This is a genomic window from Mesorhizobium silamurunense (assembly GCF_014843905.1).
GTDB lineage: Bacteria > Pseudomonadota > Alphaproteobacteria > Rhizobiales > Rhizobiaceae > Mesorhizobium > Mesorhizobium silamurunense.
Genome location: NZ_LPVS01000076.1, coordinates 46012 through 64180, shown reverse-complemented (window position 1 = coordinate 64180; position 18169 = coordinate 46012). Strand labels below are relative to the sequence as shown.

At 61.5% G+C, this 18169-nt stretch carries 17 protein-coding genes and 1 pseudogene; 6 read left to right on the top strand and 12 right to left on the bottom strand.

Annotated elements, in window-relative coordinates; genetic code table 11:
* Positions 1–528: 528 nt before the first annotated feature.
* Positions 529–1722: an alpha/beta hydrolase gene (locus AU465_RS21755; protein WP_192252743.1), complete on the bottom strand. Its 1194-nt coding sequence runs from the start codon at positions 1720–1722 to the stop codon at positions 529–531.
* A 175-nt stretch (positions 1723–1897) separates the two neighbouring features.
* On the opposite strand from AU465_RS21755, the gene AU465_RS21750 reads away from it, so the two are divergent.
* The 3 genes from AU465_RS21750 (at position 1898) to AU465_RS21740 (ending at position 5353) form a co-directional block, all read left to right on the top strand.
* Entirely contained in the window at positions 1898–2974 is a 1077-nt protein-coding gene (locus tag AU465_RS21750) for a methyltransferase (protein ID WP_192252740.1), read from the top strand.
* A gap of 642 nt (positions 2975–3616) precedes the next feature.
* The gene (locus tag AU465_RS21745) at positions 3617–3988 is read left to right on the top strand and encodes a helix-turn-helix transcriptional regulator (RefSeq protein WP_246506312.1); all 372 of its coding nucleotides are present in this window, start codon (positions 3617–3619) and stop codon (positions 3986–3988) included.
* 459 nt (positions 3989–4447) lie between these two features.
* A complete protein-coding gene (locus AU465_RS21740; RefSeq protein WP_192252737.1) occupies positions 4448–5353 on the top strand; it encodes a LysR family transcriptional regulator in 906 nt (301 codons plus the stop codon).
* On the opposite strand, the gene AU465_RS21735 is transcribed toward AU465_RS21740, so the two are convergent.
* From AU465_RS21735 to AU465_RS21715, 5 genes are all read right to left on the bottom strand, one after another.
* Positions 5337–6041 carry a peroxiredoxin-like family protein gene (locus AU465_RS21735; protein WP_192252734.1) on the bottom strand — a complete coding sequence of 235 codons (705 nt, stop codon included), beginning with the start codon at positions 6039–6041 and terminating at the stop codon, positions 5337–5339. The two genes, AU465_RS21740 and AU465_RS21735, sit on opposite strands and share 17 nt — an antisense overlap.
* Positions 6042–6181: 140 nt before the next feature.
* Positions 6182–7528: a dihydrolipoyl dehydrogenase family protein gene (locus AU465_RS21730; RefSeq protein ID WP_192252731.1), complete on the bottom strand. Its 1347-nt coding sequence runs from the start codon at positions 7526–7528 to the stop codon at positions 6182–6184.
* An 18-nt stretch (positions 7529–7546) separates the two neighbouring features.
* Positions 7547–8941, bottom strand: a complete 1395-nt coding sequence (locus AU465_RS21725) for an NAD(P)/FAD-dependent oxidoreductase (protein WP_246506311.1) — start codon at positions 8939–8941, stop codon at positions 7547–7549.
* A 34-nt stretch (positions 8942–8975) separates the two neighbouring features.
* Positions 8976–10133, bottom strand: coding sequence for a patatin-like phospholipase family protein (locus AU465_RS21720; protein ID WP_192252728.1), 1158 nt, complete (start codon positions 10131–10133; stop codon positions 8976–8978).
* 26 nt (positions 10134–10159) lie between these two features.
* Positions 10160–10942 carry a 3-hydroxybutyrate dehydrogenase gene (locus AU465_RS21715; protein ID WP_192252725.1) on the bottom strand — a complete coding sequence of 261 codons (783 nt, stop codon included), beginning with the start codon at positions 10940–10942 and terminating at the stop codon, positions 10160–10162.
* Positions 10943–11215: 273 nt separating this feature from the next.
* Here AU465_RS21715 and AU465_RS21710 point away from each other — a divergent pair, with 273 nt between their 5' ends.
* Positions 11216–12127, top strand: coding sequence for a LysR family transcriptional regulator (locus AU465_RS21710; protein ID WP_192252722.1), 912 nt, complete (start codon positions 11216–11218; stop codon positions 12125–12127).
* Positions 12128–12191: 64 nt separating this feature from the next.
* Here AU465_RS21710 and AU465_RS21705 read toward each other — a convergent pair whose 3' ends face one another.
* The 6 genes and pseudogenes from AU465_RS21705 to AU465_RS21680 form a co-directional block, all read right to left on the bottom strand.
* Entirely contained in the window at positions 12192–12656 is a 465-nt protein-coding gene (locus AU465_RS21705; RefSeq protein ID WP_192252719.1) for a DUF302 domain-containing protein, read from the bottom strand.
* 44 nt (positions 12657–12700) lie between these two features.
* Positions 12701–13903, bottom strand: coding sequence for an MFS transporter (locus tag AU465_RS21700; RefSeq protein ID WP_192252716.1), 1203 nt, complete (start codon positions 13901–13903; stop codon positions 12701–12703).
* 93 nt (positions 13904–13996) lie between these two features.
* The gene (locus tag AU465_RS21695) at positions 13997–14497 is read right to left on the bottom strand and encodes a cupin domain-containing protein (protein WP_192252713.1); all 501 of its coding nucleotides are present in this window, start codon (positions 14495–14497) and stop codon (positions 13997–13999) included.
* A gap of 192 nt (positions 14498–14689) precedes the next feature.
* Positions 14690–15604, bottom strand: a complete 915-nt coding sequence (locus tag AU465_RS21690) for a LysR family transcriptional regulator (protein ID WP_192252710.1) — start codon at positions 15602–15604, stop codon at positions 14690–14692.
* 209 nt (positions 15605–15813) lie between these two features.
* A pseudogene (locus tag AU465_RS21685) lies at positions 15814–16089 on the bottom strand (hypothetical protein).
* 191 nt (positions 16090–16280) lie between these two features.
* Positions 16281–16556, bottom strand: a complete 276-nt coding sequence (locus AU465_RS21680) for a hypothetical protein (protein WP_192252708.1) — start codon at positions 16554–16556, stop codon at positions 16281–16283.
* Positions 16557–16777: 221 nt separating this feature from the next.
* Here AU465_RS21680 and AU465_RS21675 point away from each other — a divergent pair, with 221 nt between their 5' ends.
* Positions 16778–17629, top strand: coding sequence for a patatin-like phospholipase family protein (locus AU465_RS21675; protein ID WP_192252705.1), 852 nt, complete (start codon positions 16778–16780; stop codon positions 17627–17629).
* 230 nt (positions 17630–17859) lie between these two features.
* Positions 17860–18129, top strand: a complete 270-nt coding sequence (locus tag AU465_RS37510; protein ID WP_127283463.1) for a BufA1 family periplasmic bufferin-type metallophore — start codon at positions 17860–17862, stop codon at positions 18127–18129.
* Positions 18130–18169 lie beyond the last annotated feature (40 nt).

Below are 18169 nucleotides of genomic sequence, written 5' to 3'. Positions count from 1 at the left end.
GGCGCGCATATCCTCCATCGGCAGGTTCATGGCCTGCCGGACCTCCTCCGGAATGTTGGTGGGCCCTGGGATGAAAAGATGGGTAAAGCCGGCCATAAAGAGGGTCCTCCCGAAAGACTTCGCAGACAAAGTGCCCTGCCGAAACCATCATCGAGATTGCCCATCCGCTCACAACACCTGTCCAGATAGATTCTGTGAGCCTGCTGGCATTGGACGGAGCCTACACTTTCAGAAACGCCGACGCGCTATCGGATAGGTCAGACCCTACCCGCCCGCGTGCTTTTCACCGGAAAACGGAACCGACCGGCGCGTTGAGGCCGCACTGCCCCGAGCAAGCGAGATTCCGTCCCGTCCGGGCACGCGATACGCCAGAAATTTCCGATCTTGAATTCAAAGAGGAAATTCGCTGAATCGAAAATCGGTGGGTTTCAGCGACTATCGGCATCAATCGGGCGATTCTTGATGATCAGCAGCGCTCGTGGCGATACGAGCAAAGCCGGAAAATAAGCCAGTGCGGCGCTCAAGAGTTTAAGGGCTGTGGTGGCGGACCGCGCCTGCAGGCTCTCGGCCGGCTAGAAATTCTTCAATGCGCCAAAGAATCTCATCAGCGTTGTCGCCCACCCAGGGAAAATGATCAACGCCGGGGAGTTCGATCAAACGTGCGTTCGGTATGCTGGCGGCGAGCTGCCGCCCCCCTTCAATATCAACGCACACGTCTGCCGTTCGGTGAATGACCAGGGTCGGAATGCGGATGCGCGGAAGGATATCGGTGATATCGATCTGGCTGTTCAGACGCATCAGCGCCATGGCGGCGGCAGGAGTCGCGCCGAGCCGCTCGAATCGTCTCCACCATTCTTGGAATGCCGCATTTCCGACCATCGAGGGAGCGAACATCGGCAGGCTCGCGCCGCTGCCCCAGCTCGAATCGATGTATTGCAACAGTCCCTGCAAGGCCTCTTCGCTTCGGATCCACGAGTCGAAGCGCGCGAACGCACCATAGAGCACGAGCGCTTCGCAGCGGTGCGGCTGTGTGGCGGCGAAGTAGGCGGCAAGCGAGCCGCCTTCGGACGGTCCGATGATGGCCGCCCGCTCGACGTCCACAGCATCCAGGACAGCACGCAAATCATCGACGCGCTCATCGAGACCAGGAACCTTGTCGACACGGTCCGACATGCCGGTCCCGCGTTTGTCGAACATGATGACCCGCGCGAACTGTCCCATGCGGCGCAGAAACCTGGCCATGCCCGGCTCGGTCCATGCGTTCTCGATGTGGGTGACGAAGCCGGGGCAGAACACGAGATGGCGAGGACCTTCTCCCCAAACCCGATAGGCGATGTGGACTTCGCCGCTTTTGGCGAAGCGGATCGGGGACACGGAGTCCGCTGAAATTGGTGAGGTCGCGCCGTCCGTGACCACCGCCGCGAACAGATAGCCGCGGCGCGGAAGGTTCTTGACGATTCTCCGATCTTGATCACAGATCGCCTCGCGAATGTCCTTTATGCATTGCACGAGCGAATCGTCCGTGACGGCCGTCCCGGACCAGACCCTCTCCATCAATTCGTCTTTGGTGATGACGCGGCCAGGGTTCGCCGCCAGGTAGCGCAACACTTCAAATGATTTGGGCCTGAGAAAAATCTCCCTGCCCTCGCCCTCCAGCGAAAGGCGCGAAAGATTGAGGGTCCAGCCGGCGAAGTGAAGGTTTCTGGGCAGGTCGGCTTCCATCTCCGATGCCGCCGCGTCCGCCCGCCCTACAGCACTTTCGTCGAAATTTCGGCGAGCCATCGTCAGGCTTTCGTTACGCGCCGAGGCGCAATCCCTATAGTCGCCAGCACGATCTTGAGTGCCTGCGCGGTGACCCGTTCCGGGGTGATCTCAAATCTTAGCGAAGGAGGCTACCATGCAACAGCAAACCTTGCGAGAGCTGGTCGAGGTTTCGCCGCCTCAGCAGGATCCGGCCGGGGACGCCAGCGGACAGGTGATCGAACTCATCTTTGGGCGATGGCGGAGTCAAATCCTCTATGCGGGGATCAAGTTGGGTGTCTTCGACGCCCTTGCGAGCGGTCCCAAGAAAGCCGTCCGCGTCGCCGGCGAGCTCGAATTGGATGCCGGCCTGTTGTACCGGCTCATGCGGGCGCTCGGCTCCTTGGGACTGTTGAGCGAGGATAGGGCCAAAACTTTCTCACTGACCGCGAGCGGCCAGTTGCTGCGCGAGGACCATCCGCACAGCCTGCGCGCGATGACCCTGCTGGAAGAAGGCCCCGAGCACTACGCCGCCTGGAAGCACCTGAGCGCCCTGATCGCAGAAGGGAGCCAGGACGGCTTTGCTCGTGAGTTTGGCGCGCCCGCCTTCGAATATGCAGCACGAAATCCGAATTACGGCGCCGTATTCAACGCGGCGATGAGCAGCTTCTCCGGCATGGACAACATGCTGGTGCTGCAAGCGCTCGCAACATACGACTTCTCCCGTATCTCGCATCTCTGCGACGTGGCCGGCGGCCATGGCTATGCCCTGTGCAACCTGCTGGATAAATACCGGCACCTGAAAGGTACGGTGTTGGAGCTGCCTGGCGTGATCGCCAATCGAGAGCTGTTGTGGGCAGCGAAGATGGACGTCGGAGATCGCTGCACCTACGTCGCCGGCGACATGTTCCAAGCGGTCCCTTCCGCCGATGCCTACATGTTGAAGCGCATTCTACATGACTGGGACGACGCGGAGTGTCTGCAGATTCTCTCTACCATGCAGCGGACGGCGCCGAAGCAGGCCAGGGTGTTGATCGTCGAGCAGGTCGTCCCCGGTCCGGAGACCTCACATTTCTCCAAACTGTTTGACATTCACATGCTGGTCTGGGGCAGCGGCCGGGAACGCACGGAGGAGGAATATGGTGCGCTGCTGGAAAGGTCCGGCTGGAAATACCGCAAGACCTGGTATCCGCCCTCAAAGATGCTGGGCATCGTCGAGGGTGTGAAGGAATAACGGCATCGTAGCCAAGCTACGATGACGCGCAGTTTTTCAAAGATTCCGCGGCACGCCCCTAAGAAGGGAACAGATGGCTCCAGAAAAATACCGTCAGATCGATCATCGTTCCTGACGGCATTTTCTCGACGCGATAAGCGACTTCTGATCGAACCGTCGGGAGAACCGTCAAATGGGTCTGCTTGCCACTCAGTGCGGTTGCCCGACCGCCGTTAATTCAATGACTTGGAGGAACAAAGCAGCTGTATAACGATGCACGGCGAATGATCAACGAGCTATCCCGTAACTCTCTATTTTCTGCTGCCCTAATCCCCTCCAAGCCCTCCAGCCTATCCAACCCCCTCACTCCCACTCGATTGTTCACGGCTCTGCTAACGTATTGATTTTACTTAAGAAAATATTTTGGAGCTCAGATACTACCGACCTGCTGGCCGTCAAATAGCTGCGCTTTTGATTTGAATTTCTCACAACTCTTGCGACCCATCTATCGACTACTATCGGCCGCCGAGGTGCACGTCATATCTGACAGAGAGAGCGCGAATGCTTCCAAAAGTACCGTCAGCCCCCGTTCATCGGCATCTTCACACCCTCGCGAACAGGCAAATGGTTCATCAAACATCCTCTAACCACAGGAGGATAGACATGACCAACAAGCCAAGCCGCATACGCGTCCCGATGATGCCCTATCACGATGACGGTGACAAAGATCCAGTTGGATATTCGGGTCCCGCAACCGTCCTGACAGGCCTGCCGCGAACGATAAGGCGGCACGAGTTGCGGCTTATCGTGCCGCTCGCCGAAAGCACCATTTACGAGATGGAGAAGCGCGGCGAATTCCCTCGCCGCTTCAATCTCACGCCGCGATGCGTCGTGTGGGACCTTGAACAGGTCGAGGCATGGCTGGAGCAGCGCCGCCAAGCTTATATCGAGGGTCGCGCGAAGATCGCGCCGGGGCCTGACGTCCATCGGCGCAAGAGCCGCCCGGTTAAGCGAACCGACGACAGATCGATCTGAAACGGAGGACCATCGCGTCGGCACGGGCGCGATGGTCCACTCATCACGACGACAAGCCACCTAGCTCGAACCGCCTCTGTTCCCTCAAGGCCAAGTGATCGCGCATTTCACCTGAGGGAAGGATCGAGAGGCAACCCGACGTTCCTCGCTAATACCCCCAACAGGAGGATTCTCATGTCGCACCGATCTGATGCTCGCGGAGTTCACGAAGGCGCTGACGACGCATGATGTCGAAATCGAAATCGTTCGTGCGCTGACGCATGACACCAAGCCGGGAGCGCTACTTTCAACCCATCGCGATCATCGACTTGATCTGGCCCCAAAGCAGACATTGACTAGCCATGCTGCATAGCGTTCGGCCCCATTGACGTTGCCACGCTTTGCCGAAACGGCTGCAATGCGCTAGCCTGCAAACATGCGCAGTCGCTGATAGATCATTTCGCTGAGGGGGCGAGATTCATGGAGATGCAGCAGGTCCGCTATTTCCTGGCCCTGTCCAGCACCTTGAACTTCACCAGGGCAGCCGAAGAGTGCAACGTCACGCAGCCTGCGCTGACACGAGCGATCAAGACGCTTGAGGAGGAGTTGGGGGGTGAACTCCTTCGGCGCGAGCGCCAGCACTCCCACCTGACCGAACTCGGCCGGCGCATGCTGCCCTTGCTCCAGCAATGCTATGATGCCGCGACTTCCGCCAAGTCACTGGCCAAGGCCGTGCAAAGCAGCGACGTGGCGCCTCTCAACGTCACCATTTCCAACAGCGTCAACATTGCACTGCTGGTATCGCCGTTTACGGAGCTTTTCCGGGCCTATCCTGGTGTGCATCTCAAGATCAACCGCGGCTCGCCGACCGCTGTCGTCGACGCCCTCAAGAACGGCGAGGTCGAGCTTGCCGTTGCCGGCCCGCTGGGGCAGGCCTGGGATCGGCTCGATAATTGGCCACTCTTCCAGGAAGGCATCGAACTTGTCGTCAATTCCGATCATCCGCTTGCCCGCCGCAACGAAGCCGATGTCGCATTAAGCCAGCTGGCCGCGGAACCTGTGCTCAGCCGGGTCGATTGGGAAACGAGCGAGGATCTTTCGCGTTGCCTTTCAGAGAAAGGCCTGACGCCTCGCACGGCGCACGAAGTCGAGACCGACCACGATTTGCTGGCACTGCTGGAGGCCAACGCCGGTGTTGGCTTCGTCTCCGTGACAGCACCGCGGTCGCCGAATATCCGCAGACTCAAGCTGCGGGATGTCGATATCTCCCGGGTCGTCGCCGTCTACGCGGTTGCCGGCCGACATCGCTCACCCGTGGCCACGACGCTGCTCAACCTGTTGCGGTCGACCGACTGGTCATCTTTTGGGGTCAGCGAGCCCGCCTGAGCGCCGCGATCAGATCGTCGATGTCCATCCGCCGACGGTAGTCGGGATCGACGAAGCGATCGGTGATGATCCCGTCCCTTCCAACGATGAAGGTTGCAGGGATTGGCAGGAACCAGCTGCTGTTGCCCTGATAGTTGGGGAGATCGAGGCCTAGCCCCATCAGCCGCTCCATCTCCGCCCCGACCCAGATCGCGAGGTTGAGGGACAGGGCGTAGCCATTGTCCATATCGGTCAGGAAGGGGAATATGGCCCCGACAGCAGCCTTCATCGCCTTCGCGAATCTGCGTCGCTCGGGCATGATCGCCACGACCTGGCCGCCAAGGGCCGCAATCTCGGGCTGGGCTTCGACGATGCCAATCGCGTTCAAACGGCAATAGGGGCACCAATGCCCGCGCTGAAAGGTGATGACAGCGGGGCCTTGTAGAAGGATCTCAGCCAGGCCAACCAGTCTGCCCTCGTCGTCAGGCAGCAGGAACCCCGGCATGACATCGCCAGGAGCCGGCGCCATAGCTCCGGCTCCCTGTTCTTCCAATCGTCCCACCAGGCGGTCCACCGCGTCGGCGAAATCCGCGTTCAGGCGGCGCACCGCAGCGGCAATCACCGCCAGCCGCTCGTTCAGGGACGCATCAAGTTCAATGGCAGCCTGGACGGACTGTTCAAATGTCATTGCCTGGTCGTCGGCGGCCATTTCTGCACTTTCATCGATCTGACGCAGCCTATCATCGATGCCCCTCGGCCACGGCCATGCTTTTCCTGCATGGTTTTGATGCCTTGCGAGCATCAAGGCAGGCGAGGTTCGTATTCTGTTCGCCGCGTGACCTCAATTCGTTACAACATGTTCCTGATATCCGAAGAGAAGGTTGGGAAACCGTAGACCATGTCGGCAAGCTGCGATGCCGTGATGGCGTGCTTCATAGCAAACGCAAAGAGATGGATCAGCTCTTCGCCGGCATGGCCGACAATATGGGCGCCAACGATCTTGTCGGTGGATTCCTCGACGATGATCTTCGACCACGCCATGGTCTCGGCATAAGTCCTCGCGGAGAGCCAGCTTCGCATGTCGTTAACATAGACCTTCACGCCAAGCCCTTGCGCTTTCGCCTTGGCCTCGCTCAGTCCCACACTTGCCAAGGACGGCACGGTGTAAACGGATGCAGCTATCTGGCTGTAGTCCGGCCGGTGTCTTGGTCCATCGACGATGTTGCGGCCAACGATTCCGCCCTCATAGGTCGCTACCGGCGAAAGCTGCGGAGAATTCCACACCGCGTCGCCGCAGACATAGACGTCTGGATTCGAGCGCGAGCGCAGATGATCGTCGATTTCGATGCGGCCTTCGCGATGCACGATGACACCGGCCCCGAGGTCGAGCCGCTCGACATTGGCCACGCGTCCGGCGCAATTTACAACCCGGTCCGCGTCCACGGTGCACTCTGCGCCATCCGCGGCGAAGGTGACGCGCAATCGCCCGTCGACCTTGTCGATCTTTTTGACCCAGGCCAGGGTGCGGACGTGTATGCCTATTCGTTCGCTTTCGCCACGAATCTGCGCAACGGCATCGGCATCGAATGCCGCCAGCAGATGCGGCAATGCCTCCAGGATGGTCACATCGACGCCGGCGCGCGCGAAGACTTGGCCCAGTTCGAAAGCAATGACGCCACCGCCAATGAAGACGACCGCACGGGGCAGCACCGGGTCGTTCAGGACATCGTCTGAGATCGTCAGATGCTCGGCGCCCGGAATTGGCAGCGAGCGCGGTATCGAGCCGGTGGCGACGACAATTTTCCTGGCCTCGAGTTCGCGGCCATCGACTCGGATGGCGTTGCTGCCGACGAATGCAGCCTCGCCGTGGATGACATCGACGCCACGCCTGGCCATCAGTTCCGACAGCCGGGACGGGATGTCCCTGATGATGTCCTTCTCCCGTTCGATCAGGGCTCGCCAGTCAAGCCTCGGCGCATCGACAGTGATCGCGTGCCGATCGGCCCGTTCGATCACATCCAGCACATGGGCCGCGGCGACGAGCACTTTCTTTGGCGTGCAGCCGCGATTGGGGCATGTGCCGCCGAGGTCGCGGGCTTCGATCATGGCGACGGAGAGACCTGCAGCGCGCGTCGCCACCGTGACCCCCATTCCGGCATTGCCGCCGCCAAGGATGACCACATCATACCTTTCCATCGCGCCGCCTCCGCCGTGCTAGTGAAGCTTGATCCGAGGCCTGGCGCGCCTGGCTATCGTCTCGCCGATCGCAGCCAGGGCGGTCTTCGCAAGCCCATGCACCGCCGTGAGATGCATTTTGTGGAGCGAGCGATAGACGAGCCTTGCAAGCAGGCCTTCGATCTTCAGTCCGCCGATCAGGCTGCCGAACGCGCCGTAGTCGGCCAGCGAGACCAGCGAACCGTAGTCGCGGTAGCGGAATGCCGGCGCGGCCTGTCCCGCGAGACGCGCTGAAATGACTTTCACCAGATGATCGGCCTGCTGGTGGGCTGTCTGGGCCCGCGGCGGCAGGGCGTCGTCATGCCCCGGCAGGACGCAGCTCGCGCAGTCTCCAATCGCGAACACGTTCTCGTCTCCGACAGCCCGCAAGGTCTCGTCCACCATCAGGCGGTTGATGCGATCGGTGTCGAGGCCGTCTAGCCCTTTCAGGAAGTCCGGCGCCTTGATCCCGGCCGCCCAGACCACGAGTTCGGCCGGCACGAACAGTTTTTCGCCGAGCCTGACGCCGTCCTCCGTCACCTCGCTCACCCGGATGCCGCATCGTATCTGCACGCCGAGCTTGACCAGCAGACGTGCCGAAGCTCGTGCGATGTGCTCCGGCAGGGCCGGAAGTATCCGCGGCCCGGCTTCGACGATGGTGATGCAGATCAATCTCTCGAAATCGATGTTGTCGAGATTGTTCGATGCAACCTCCCGCATCGACTTGTGCAGTTCCGCGGCAAGTTCCACGCCGGTGGCCCCGGCGCCGACGATGACGCAATGAAGTTGACCGGGCGAAAGCTGCTCGTATTGCGCGTTGGCGCGCAGGCACGCGTCGATCATGCGCTTGTTGAAACGGGCGGCCTGCTCCGCGGTATCCAGCGAAATGGCGTGACGCGCGGCGCCCGGCGTGCCGAAATCGTTGCTGACGCTGCCGACGGCCATGACCAGCGTGTCGTAGCCCAGCACACGCGGCGGGATGACCTGCCGGCCGTCATCGTCGAAGCTGGGCGCGACAAAGACCTGGCGTTTGGCACGGTCGATGCCGACGACCTCGCCGATGCGGTATCGGTAGCCGTGCCGGCTGGCATGGGCGATGTATTCGACAGCGTCATGCGACGCGTTCAAGGCGCCGGATGCCACCTCATGCAGCAGTGGCTTCCAGATATGGGTGCGGTTGCGGTCGACCAGCGTGACAGAAAGCCGCCGCTTGCCGAACTTGCGGCCAAGGCGCGTCGCCAACTCCAGTCCGCCCGCGCCGCCGCCGACAATGACCACGCGATGCAGCGATGCGTCCGCATGGGAAGGCGTCTCCGGAATCGTGCGGAATAGGGCAGCGTTGTTGGCAAGCACCGCCTCGGGGATCAGCCGCATGCCGGGAGTGATGATCTGCATCGGTATTCTCCATCGTTTCCGAGGCGCTGGTCCGTCACTCTTGCGATTCGTGGATCACGATGCCCTGCAACATGTCGACCTCGCACTGCCACGGCTTTTCCGAGAGGACGCGCTGGCCATGTTCGTATCCGGCCTGCCAGCGTGTTCGGATTCCGGTGCGCGTGAAGTCGATGTCCTTAGTGTGGTCTTCGCCGTCCAGGCGCGGCGAAAGCAGCCGAACGAGGTGCATGACAGAGGGGCAGCCATAGGATGCGAGTTCCTTGAACATCGAATCGTCGCGCCGCTCCTCGGGGACCAGCTTTCCCATTTCGCGCACGACGTGGCGCAGACGATGCAGTTGCTCCTGACGGGCAACGTGGCTTCGGCCGCGGCTGGCGTATTGAAGATCCTTCTGTCGTCCCATCACCTGCCAGATCGATTTCGGCTCCGTCGCGCGCGGCTGCCACATGTTGACGGCAAAGATCAGCGCGTCGCGCCGCGGACGCTCGTCGAGCACCACCTCGATGGGCGTGTTCGAATAGATGCCGCCATCCCAATAGGGCTCGCCGTCGATGCAGACTGCCGGGAAGGCCGGCGGCAGGGCGCCCGACGCCATGATGTGCGCCACCGACAACGGCATCTGGCTGCTGTCGAAATACTTGAGCTCGCTGGTGTTGACGTTGACCGCGCCGACCGTCAGCCGCGTGCGGCGACGGTTGAGACAATCGAAGTCGATCAGATTGTCCAGCGTCCGCTTGAGAGGATCGGTGGTGTAGTAGGAGGCATTCTCCACACCCACCTCGCGATTGACCCCGAACATGGCGCTTGGGTTCGGTTCGAAGAAGCCCGGTATGCCGCGCATCACCGTGCCCATATTGGCAAAGATGTTGCTCGGAACCATCATCCGGAAGAACTCGTCGAGCGGGCTGCTGCGGCTGACGCCGTCCCAGAACTCGCGCAGCTTCGGCAGGCGGTCCTGCGGCTCGTTTCCGGCGATCAGCGCCGCATTGATGGCGCCGATCGAAGTGCCGATCACCCAGTCCGTTTCGATCCCGCCCTCGACGAGCGCCTGGTAGACGCCGGCCTGATAGGCTCCGAGAGCGCCGCCGCCCTGCAGCACCAACACCGTCTGTCGCTTGACCGAACCGTCGGCCACATGGCCGGCCTCCGGCACGGGCTCCGACGTCGAGGGATTTCGGGTGATCTTGTTCATGGCTTTTGCGCTCCTCGTTGCCGTTTTCAGTGGGCAGTCCAGCCGCCTTCGATCGGCATGATGGCGCCGGTGATCGAGGCCGCATCGTCCGAGGCCAGGAACAGGCAGAGCGACGCAACCTGCTCAACCGTTACGAACTGCTTGGTCGGCTGTGCGGCCAGGAGCACGTCCTTGATCACTTGCTGTTCGGTGATCCCGCGCGCCCTGGCGGTGTCCGGTATCTGCTTTTCCACCAGCGGGGTGAGCACATAGCCGGGGCAAACCGCATTGACCGTGATGCCCTGCTCGGCCACTTCCAGAGCAACCGTCTTGGTCAGGCCGGCGACGCCGTGCTTGGCGGCGACATAGGCGGATTTGTATGGCGAGGCGACGAGGGCGTGCGCCGAGGCGACATTGATGATGCGGCCCCATTTGCGCTGTTTCATCGCCTGCAAGGCGCGCCGGATCGTGTAAAATGACGACATCAGATCGATCGCCACGACGGCCTCCCATTTCTCGATCGGGAAGTCGTCGATCGGCGCCACGTGCTGGATGCCCGCATTGTTGACCAGGATGTCGATGGCTCCGAACTCGGCGATGGCCTTGTCCATCATGGCGGTGATCGCGCCGCCCTTGCTCATGTCCGCATTGTGGTAACGAACGGTCACACCGTGGTCGGCGGCCAGCTTCGCCCGCAGGCGTTCGATCTCATCGGCATCGCCGAAGCCATTGAGAACGATGTTGCAGCCCTTTGCCGCGAAGGCTTCGGCTATGCCTTGGCCGATGCCGCTGGTCGAGCCTGTTATCAGCGCCGTCTTTCCCTTGAGCATCGTCGTTTCCTTCTGTTGAAGCCGCGGCCGATTTGACCAGCAAACGGCTGCGGGCAACGGGCTTGCGCGCCCTGGTCTGAAATCCTGATCAAGTATGGCGAGCAGCCCGAAGCAGCGGAAATGCCGTTGAGACATGGATTCGATAGCCGACGGTCTGACCGGTGCGGCGAGGAAGTGGATCTCTGGGATCGGGTTGTTTGACGCTAGGGCAGCTAGTAAGATCGCCCGGCAACGCGGGTCGCGCCGCTTGGGCGCCCCCGGGGGAAGCGTGCAGTGGAGATTAGCCAGGTCAGATACTTCTTGGCCGTTGCCAAGGAACTGAATTTCACCAGGGCGGCCGAGCAGTGCAACGTCACGCAGCCGGCACTCTCGCGCGCCATAAAACTGCTCGAGGACGAATTCGGCGGGGCGCTTTTCCACCGCGAGCGCCGCTTCACCCATCTCACCGAGCTCGGCCGCATGGTCGAGACCTATCTCGAGGGTGTGTTCGAGAACTCCCGCCAGGCAAAGCAGATTGCCGAGCAGTATGTGCATCTGAAGAAGACACCGCTCAGGGTCGGCATCATGAGCACAATCGCTCCGGACGAGATCATCGAGCTGATAGCGGCCGTGCGTGGGCATCACCCCGGCGTAGAGCTTCACCTTTGCGATTCAGACGCCAAGAGCTTGCGGCGACGGCTGCTCGAAGGCGACCTCGAGGCCGCCATCTATGCCTTGCCGTCGGACGTGCCCGACGAGGAAGTGCACTCGCTTCCGCTCTTCCAGGAACAGATGGTGATGGCCGTCCATCTGAACCATCGCCTAGCCAACCAGCGGAGCGTGCGGGTGAAGGATATGAGCAATGAGAGCTACATCCACCGCAACAATTGCGAGTTTGCAGGCTACGCGGATGCCATTCTCGCCGACCAGGGCGTCACTGTCAGCCCCGTCTACTGGAGCGATCGTGACGATTGGACACTCGCGATGATCGCCGCCGGACTTGGCTTCGGCTTCATGCCCGAACATACCGCCAAGCACCCGGGCGTGGTGCCCTTGCCGATCACCGAGCCGGAATTCTGGCGCGAGGTCAATCTCGTCACCGTGCGCGGCCGCAGGCATTCGCCGGCGGTTGGCGCACTGGTGCGCGAGGCCACGCAGAAACGATGGTTCGGCGAACGGGCGAAGGCGTTGTCCGCCGCCGAGTAGCCTTGTCGCGAGAAGCAGGCTGCTTCGCATGCCCGGCGGCGGATCTCCTTCACGTCATCCGCACTCAGTTCTTTCTGATCGTCGAGGTCACGGACTGGATGACTTCGGTCGCCATCTTGAACTGCGCCTCCCGGTCGGTGATGCCATGCCGCTTGGCGATCCAGTCGAAATCGCTGTAGGCGGCGTAAACCGCCCCATCAGCGGTCTGGTAGACCAGGACGCGGACGGGCCAGTCGAGACCGGCCTCGGGATTGGAGGTGATGAAGGTCGTGCCGAGCGCCGGATTGCCGAACATCACCAGCCGCGACGGCTTGACGTCGTTGCCGGCATTCTTGCCAAGCCTTGCCTGGTCGATGACGCCGAAGAACTTGATGCCTTTCTTGAGGACATCCTTCTTGATGCGGGCGACGGTTTCGGCGACGGAATAGTCGCTCTTCACGGTGACGACACCGTCTGAAGCGGCCGCTTGGGCGACGACGGCCATCATCATGGCGGCGCCGGCTATCATGGTCTTCACGTAGCTTTTCATGTCAGTCTCCTTGGTTGGATTGCCTAGTTTTGGTCTTTGAAGTCTCAGGTCTTTGGTGTTTGCAGCACGCGCGCCACCGCGATGGCGCATGCGATGACTGCGGCGAGCACAGCCACGCATGCGGTCCAGCCAATCCGGTCGTAGACCTGTCCGATAACGAAGCTGCCGATGAGCCCGCCCGCATAGTAGGAGGCGAGATAGATGCCGCTCGCAGCGGCGCGGTCGCGCGACGCAGTGCGGCTCACATGCCCGGTGGCGATTGCCTGCGCCAGGAAGGTGCCGATGGCGACCAGCGCCATTCCTGAAAGGACCACCGGCAGGCTGCTTGTCAGAAGCAGAAGCAAACCCAGGATGGCCAATGCAAGTGTTGCGCCGATCCCGATCCTTGGTCCGAGCCTCGCGGCAACCCTCCCGGCGAGCGGTGTGGTCAGCATGGAAGGCAGGAAGACGAAATACACCAGCCCCAGCGCCATCGGCGACAGCGATAGCGGCGCAGCGACGAGTTGGAAGTTGACGTAGGTGAAGGTGCCTATGAAGACGAAGAGGATCAGGAAGCCGATGGTGAAGCAGGCACGCAGCTCGACGTTCATCAACGGGCCCTTCCAGGCGGCGCGGGCACGCTCGCTCTTGGCGTCGGCGCGCATCATTGCAGATGTCTTCTGCAGGGTGAGCCAGACGAGGGCAGCGCCAATCAGATTGAGAGCTGCGAAGGTCAGGAAGTTGGTGGAGATGCCAAACGTGTCAGCGACGGCGGCCGACATCAGCCGTCCGAAGAAATTGCTGGCGACGTTGCCGGTCACATAGGCCGCGAGTGCGCTGGTCGTCTGCCGCGCGGAAAAGTGTTCGGCGAGATAGGCCATTGTCAGCGTGAACGCGGTCGCCATGCACAAGCCTTGGGCGACGCGCAACAAGGCAAAGATCACGATGCTGTCGGTGAGCGACAAAAGCGTCGTCGGTATCGCCAGCACCGCTAGGCTGATCCAGATGCCATTGCGCCGATCGATGCCGCGCCCGAAGAGAGCGACCGCGATCCCTGCCGCCGCCATGCCGAACGTGCTGGCATTGACCGCCAAGCCCATGGTTGCTCGACTGACGCCGAATTTCATAACCAGTGAAGGCAGGATGGCCTGGGTGGCGAACAGATCGACAAGCGTGAGAAACGCGATCAGCGCTATCAGGCCGAAGCGCCAGCTGTCCGCGGCAACCATGCGAAGCCGCGTCGGTTCGGTGTGTTCGCTTGTTGTCATGGCAGGAAGCTCCCGTTGCGCACGTCCCCGGGCGATCACCCGAGGACGCGCTTTCAGATGCCAGTCATGAAAAGATCGCTGTCGAGTGGAGGATCACATCATGTGATCGTCGTGCATCGCAGGCGGCAGGACGTCGGCCGAATAGAGCACAGCCGGAACCTTGCCGTTGTTCTTCCACCAATGGGCGAGCTGGCCGAACTCGGCGGTTACGTCGCCGGCCGGATGTTCGATGCCGACCTTGCAGGTGCTGCGATATTCGGTGATCGAGCCTTCGACGATCAGGATGTTGGCCGGGCGGACGTTGTGCTCATGCCACGGCACGACGCCGCCGGGCTGAACGACGAGCTTGCGCAAGCGCAGCATGTTGCCTTTCCAGGCTTCGCCCTTGCTGCTCAGGTCGATTGCCGAGAGAACCGTGTCGGTTACGCCGACCGGCTTGGCGGGATGCTCCTGGATGTCGGCCGTGGCCACCTGGCCGGCGGGGCAATCGCCGGCAAAAACCGGGGCCACGGAAAACGCAGCGGTCGCGGTAAGCAGTCCGAGTGTCAGCGCCAGATTCAGCGGCGCCCGCAATGCAATAGTCTTGGAAGCCATGTCATTTCTCCTTTGTCAGTGCCCAATCGCAGAGGCGGGGCATGAAGGGACAGTGACGGCAGCCTAGAAGAAAGAGAAATGCTGACTGGCTCTTAAATCGATACCTGAAAACTATCGTCGGCAGTCGCGAGTGGCACGAAAAGGCGCACAACAGGACTTGCGGCGCGCAACCATCATTTCTGCAGTTTTTCTTCAGGCCGCCGTCTTGCGAAGCGCCTGAGGGATGGCGCTTTCCGGCCAGCCATGCGCCTTGACGCTGTTGACGAAGGCAGATGCCGCCGGCGAGAACCTGCGCCCGGCCACGACCACCAGAGAGACTTCCCGCCAGACCTCGGGATCGATGACTGGCCGGACCTGCAAGCCCGGGATCACCGCACTGAACTCCGGGATGAAGCAGATTCCGAGACCACCTGAAACCATGTTCTGGATCCAGTCCTCGCGCTCGCTCGCATAGGAGATCCTGAGCTTGACGCCACGGTCGTTGCACAGGCCGGCGAGATGATCGCGATACTCGCAGTTCAACCGCCTCAGATAGTTCTCGCCGTCGAGCTCGGAGATCGCGACATTGTCGTTGCGGGCCAGCCGATGGCCGTTTGGAAAGGCCAGGACGAAGCGCTCGCGATAGAGCGGCGTGACATCGAACCGTTCCGGAAAACTGTCGCTGGACGCCATGATGGCGACATCGATTTCACCGGATTCGAGCAGTTGCGAGAGCGAGGCGGGCACACCTTCCACCAGCTGCAGTTGGATGCCTTGCTGGCGCCTGTTGAAATCAGCCAGCAGGCCGGTGAAGCGGCGCGGACCGATGGTGCACATGACGCCAACCTTGAGGTTGGCATTTTCCAGGCACAAGAATCTCGAAGCCTCCTGCCGCACTCCGGTCAATTCGTCGAGGATCTGCTGAAACCGGGGGCGCAGCAGCGCGCCCAGGTCGGTCAGGTGAGTCAGGTTTCGCTCGCGGCGAAACAGCAGGCCGCCGACCTCGTCCTCCAGCTGCTGGATGGCGCGCGACAGTGCCGGCTGGGTGACGTTGCACTTTTCGCCGGCGCGCGTGAAGTTTCGCGTCTCGCACACGGCCAGGAAATAGCGGATGTGATGAACGTCCATGCCGATTGCTCCACGTTGCGTTTTGCTAAAACGAACCTTTGCGCAAAAGACATCATCGTTCCAATGCATCGATGCTATGAAGTTCATAGCATACCGTCATTGGCTGGCGCAGGTCGGCGCCAGTGAAGGCTTTGCAGGGACATAGGAGACGATGGCGAGCAAGTTGCTTGCCATCGCGCTCGGTTCTGATCTGGAAAGCCGGGTGATGTTCAGCTGTTGCCGCCGAGCTCATGAACTTTCACGCAGAATTCGGCATGGGGCTTGCTCATCGCCGCGTCGTTGCATTCCTTCTTCATGGCATCCTGCTTGTCCTTCGACATGGCGCCCCAGGCTGCTTTGAAGTCGGCATCCGATTTCATCGTCTTCATGCTGGCGTCGGTGAAGAAGGGCTGCATGTTGGACGGCTCGTCGAGCGCGCCGGCGAACTAAACGCCGCTCAGGACGGAAAGTGCAAAAGCGCCGAGGCAGATGGCCTTGATATTCATGGTAAGATCCTTCTCTGGGGTTGAGCAATCGTCCCATCGACGACTGCGGTAATGATCGGCAGCAATCTAAAACTCTGTGGTTCCTCCTTGCCGAGATGGACTTTGCTGCAACCGGCCGCCAACTTGCCAATGCCATCTGCGTATAGAGTTCATGCCGGCTCTTCCTCCGGCGGATGCTTGGGGCACCACCGCTAATTAGCGCCGCCCAGGGCGAGCACGTTGGCGCAGAATTGCGCGTGGGGCTTGCTCATTGCCGGGTCGTTGCAAGCCTTGATCATCGTGACGCGGTCGTGCTTTGACATGGCAAACCAGGCCTTCTTGAACCCGGCCATCGGCTTCATCGTTTTCATCCCGGCGTCCGTATAGAAGGTGGGCAAGGCGGCCAGGTCGCTGAAGGCGTCGGCGCAAGCCGCCCCGGCAAGAAGACCGAGGGCAATCGCCCCCAGGCACGCAATTCGTATTCTCATGACGCGCTCCTTTTGTGCTGAGGCGACCGCCTTGGTGCGGGTTCAAAGCAAGATCCCGGGATTTTCGCCTGCCTGACAAAAGCTTGCTGCGCGTGGGCGGTCGCAGCCAATGCAATCTGCCTATGGAGTTCATGCCACCTTGGCATTTCGCCGACGGAAGGAGTTGCGGCAGTCTTTCCATCAAACGCCCAGCCCGGCGTTTTGGGGACGGAGACTGAAACATGCATATCCAGACCGGAACCGAGACCGACCAAGCCCTCATTGCAAGACCTGCAGTGGATGACCGGCGGATTGTGGACATTTTCCTAGCGAGCGACGCGCACGGCGCCTTCGTCTGGGGCGTCCTCGACCGCTTGCTTGACGAACCCAGCCTTTCCATCTGCAACATCACTGCGTCCGGCTTCGGCGCGATGGAGGCCGCGGTCTTGGCCTATGGCCTGGCCCTGGGCGGCCGGCGCGGCTCGCGGACGGCGCTCGCCAACTTCTGGCGACGCGTCAGCCACGCATCGATGTTTGCCGCCGATGCAGCAAGCCCGCTGCGATCGATCCTGGAACAGTCGATCGATATTGCGGTAATCCGCGACAAGAACCGCCCGCTGCAGTTGAGCATCCTGGCCTCCAATGCCCGCACCGATGCGGTGAAGATCTTCGCCGGCGATCAGTTGTCGATCGACGCGATCCTTGCGGCCGCCAGGATCCCGTTCCTCTTCCCGCCGGTCGAGATCGACGGCGACAGCTATTGGGGCGACGGCGACCTTTCGGCTTTGCCGGCGCTGCAGCTGGACACCGGTCATCGGCTGGTGGTCACCGGCAAGCCGACACTGTTCACGACGCCGTGCGCGGATCGCCGCCTCGCCGCCACTCCTTGTGCGATGAAGTGCGCCCCAACCCACGCCATCTTCGACCGCCAACACCGCGCCGGCGCGGCACTGTTCACAAGGCCCTGGACCGACTGGGGTGAACTGACCGACATGCGTGACCGGGGACGCGAACGCGCCGGCGACTGGCTTTTCGCAGAGCATTCCGCCGCAGGCGAATGCTCGGCCGCCGACGGCAAAATCCGATACGTCTAGGCGTCTCCCTCCCGCCTGGCCGCGCCTGCTTCGCATACTCCCGAATGCAGGTGCCAAGCCCTCCGGTGCCCCGCCGGAGGGCTTTTTGCGTGCAGCCGCTTCAGCATAGTGACCGCGTATCAAATCCATGCCGAGACAGCATTTCAGCTCGGCATCCGGATCGGGGACACTGCCTGCAGACAGGTCGCAAGGCCAGTCTTTCACTCGAAACGCAACCAGGAGATACGACCGTGATCAACACCAAAACCCTCATCGGATCGGCCCTCGCGGCCGCCACTTCGCTCGCCGCTACGGCGGCCTACAGCGGCCCCGCCGCCAAGCCCGGCTTCGCCTTCGAGAAATGCTACGGCGTCGTCAAGGCCGGCCAGAACGACTGCCAGACCGCGACGCATTCCTGCGCCGGCACCGCCACCGCCGACAACCAGCCGGATTCCTGGCTCTACGTGCCCGCCGGCAGCTGCGCCAAGATCACCGGCGGCAGCGACAAGCCGAAAGCCTGAACCATCCAGACTTCACGCCAACCCCTTGAAGGGAGCAGAC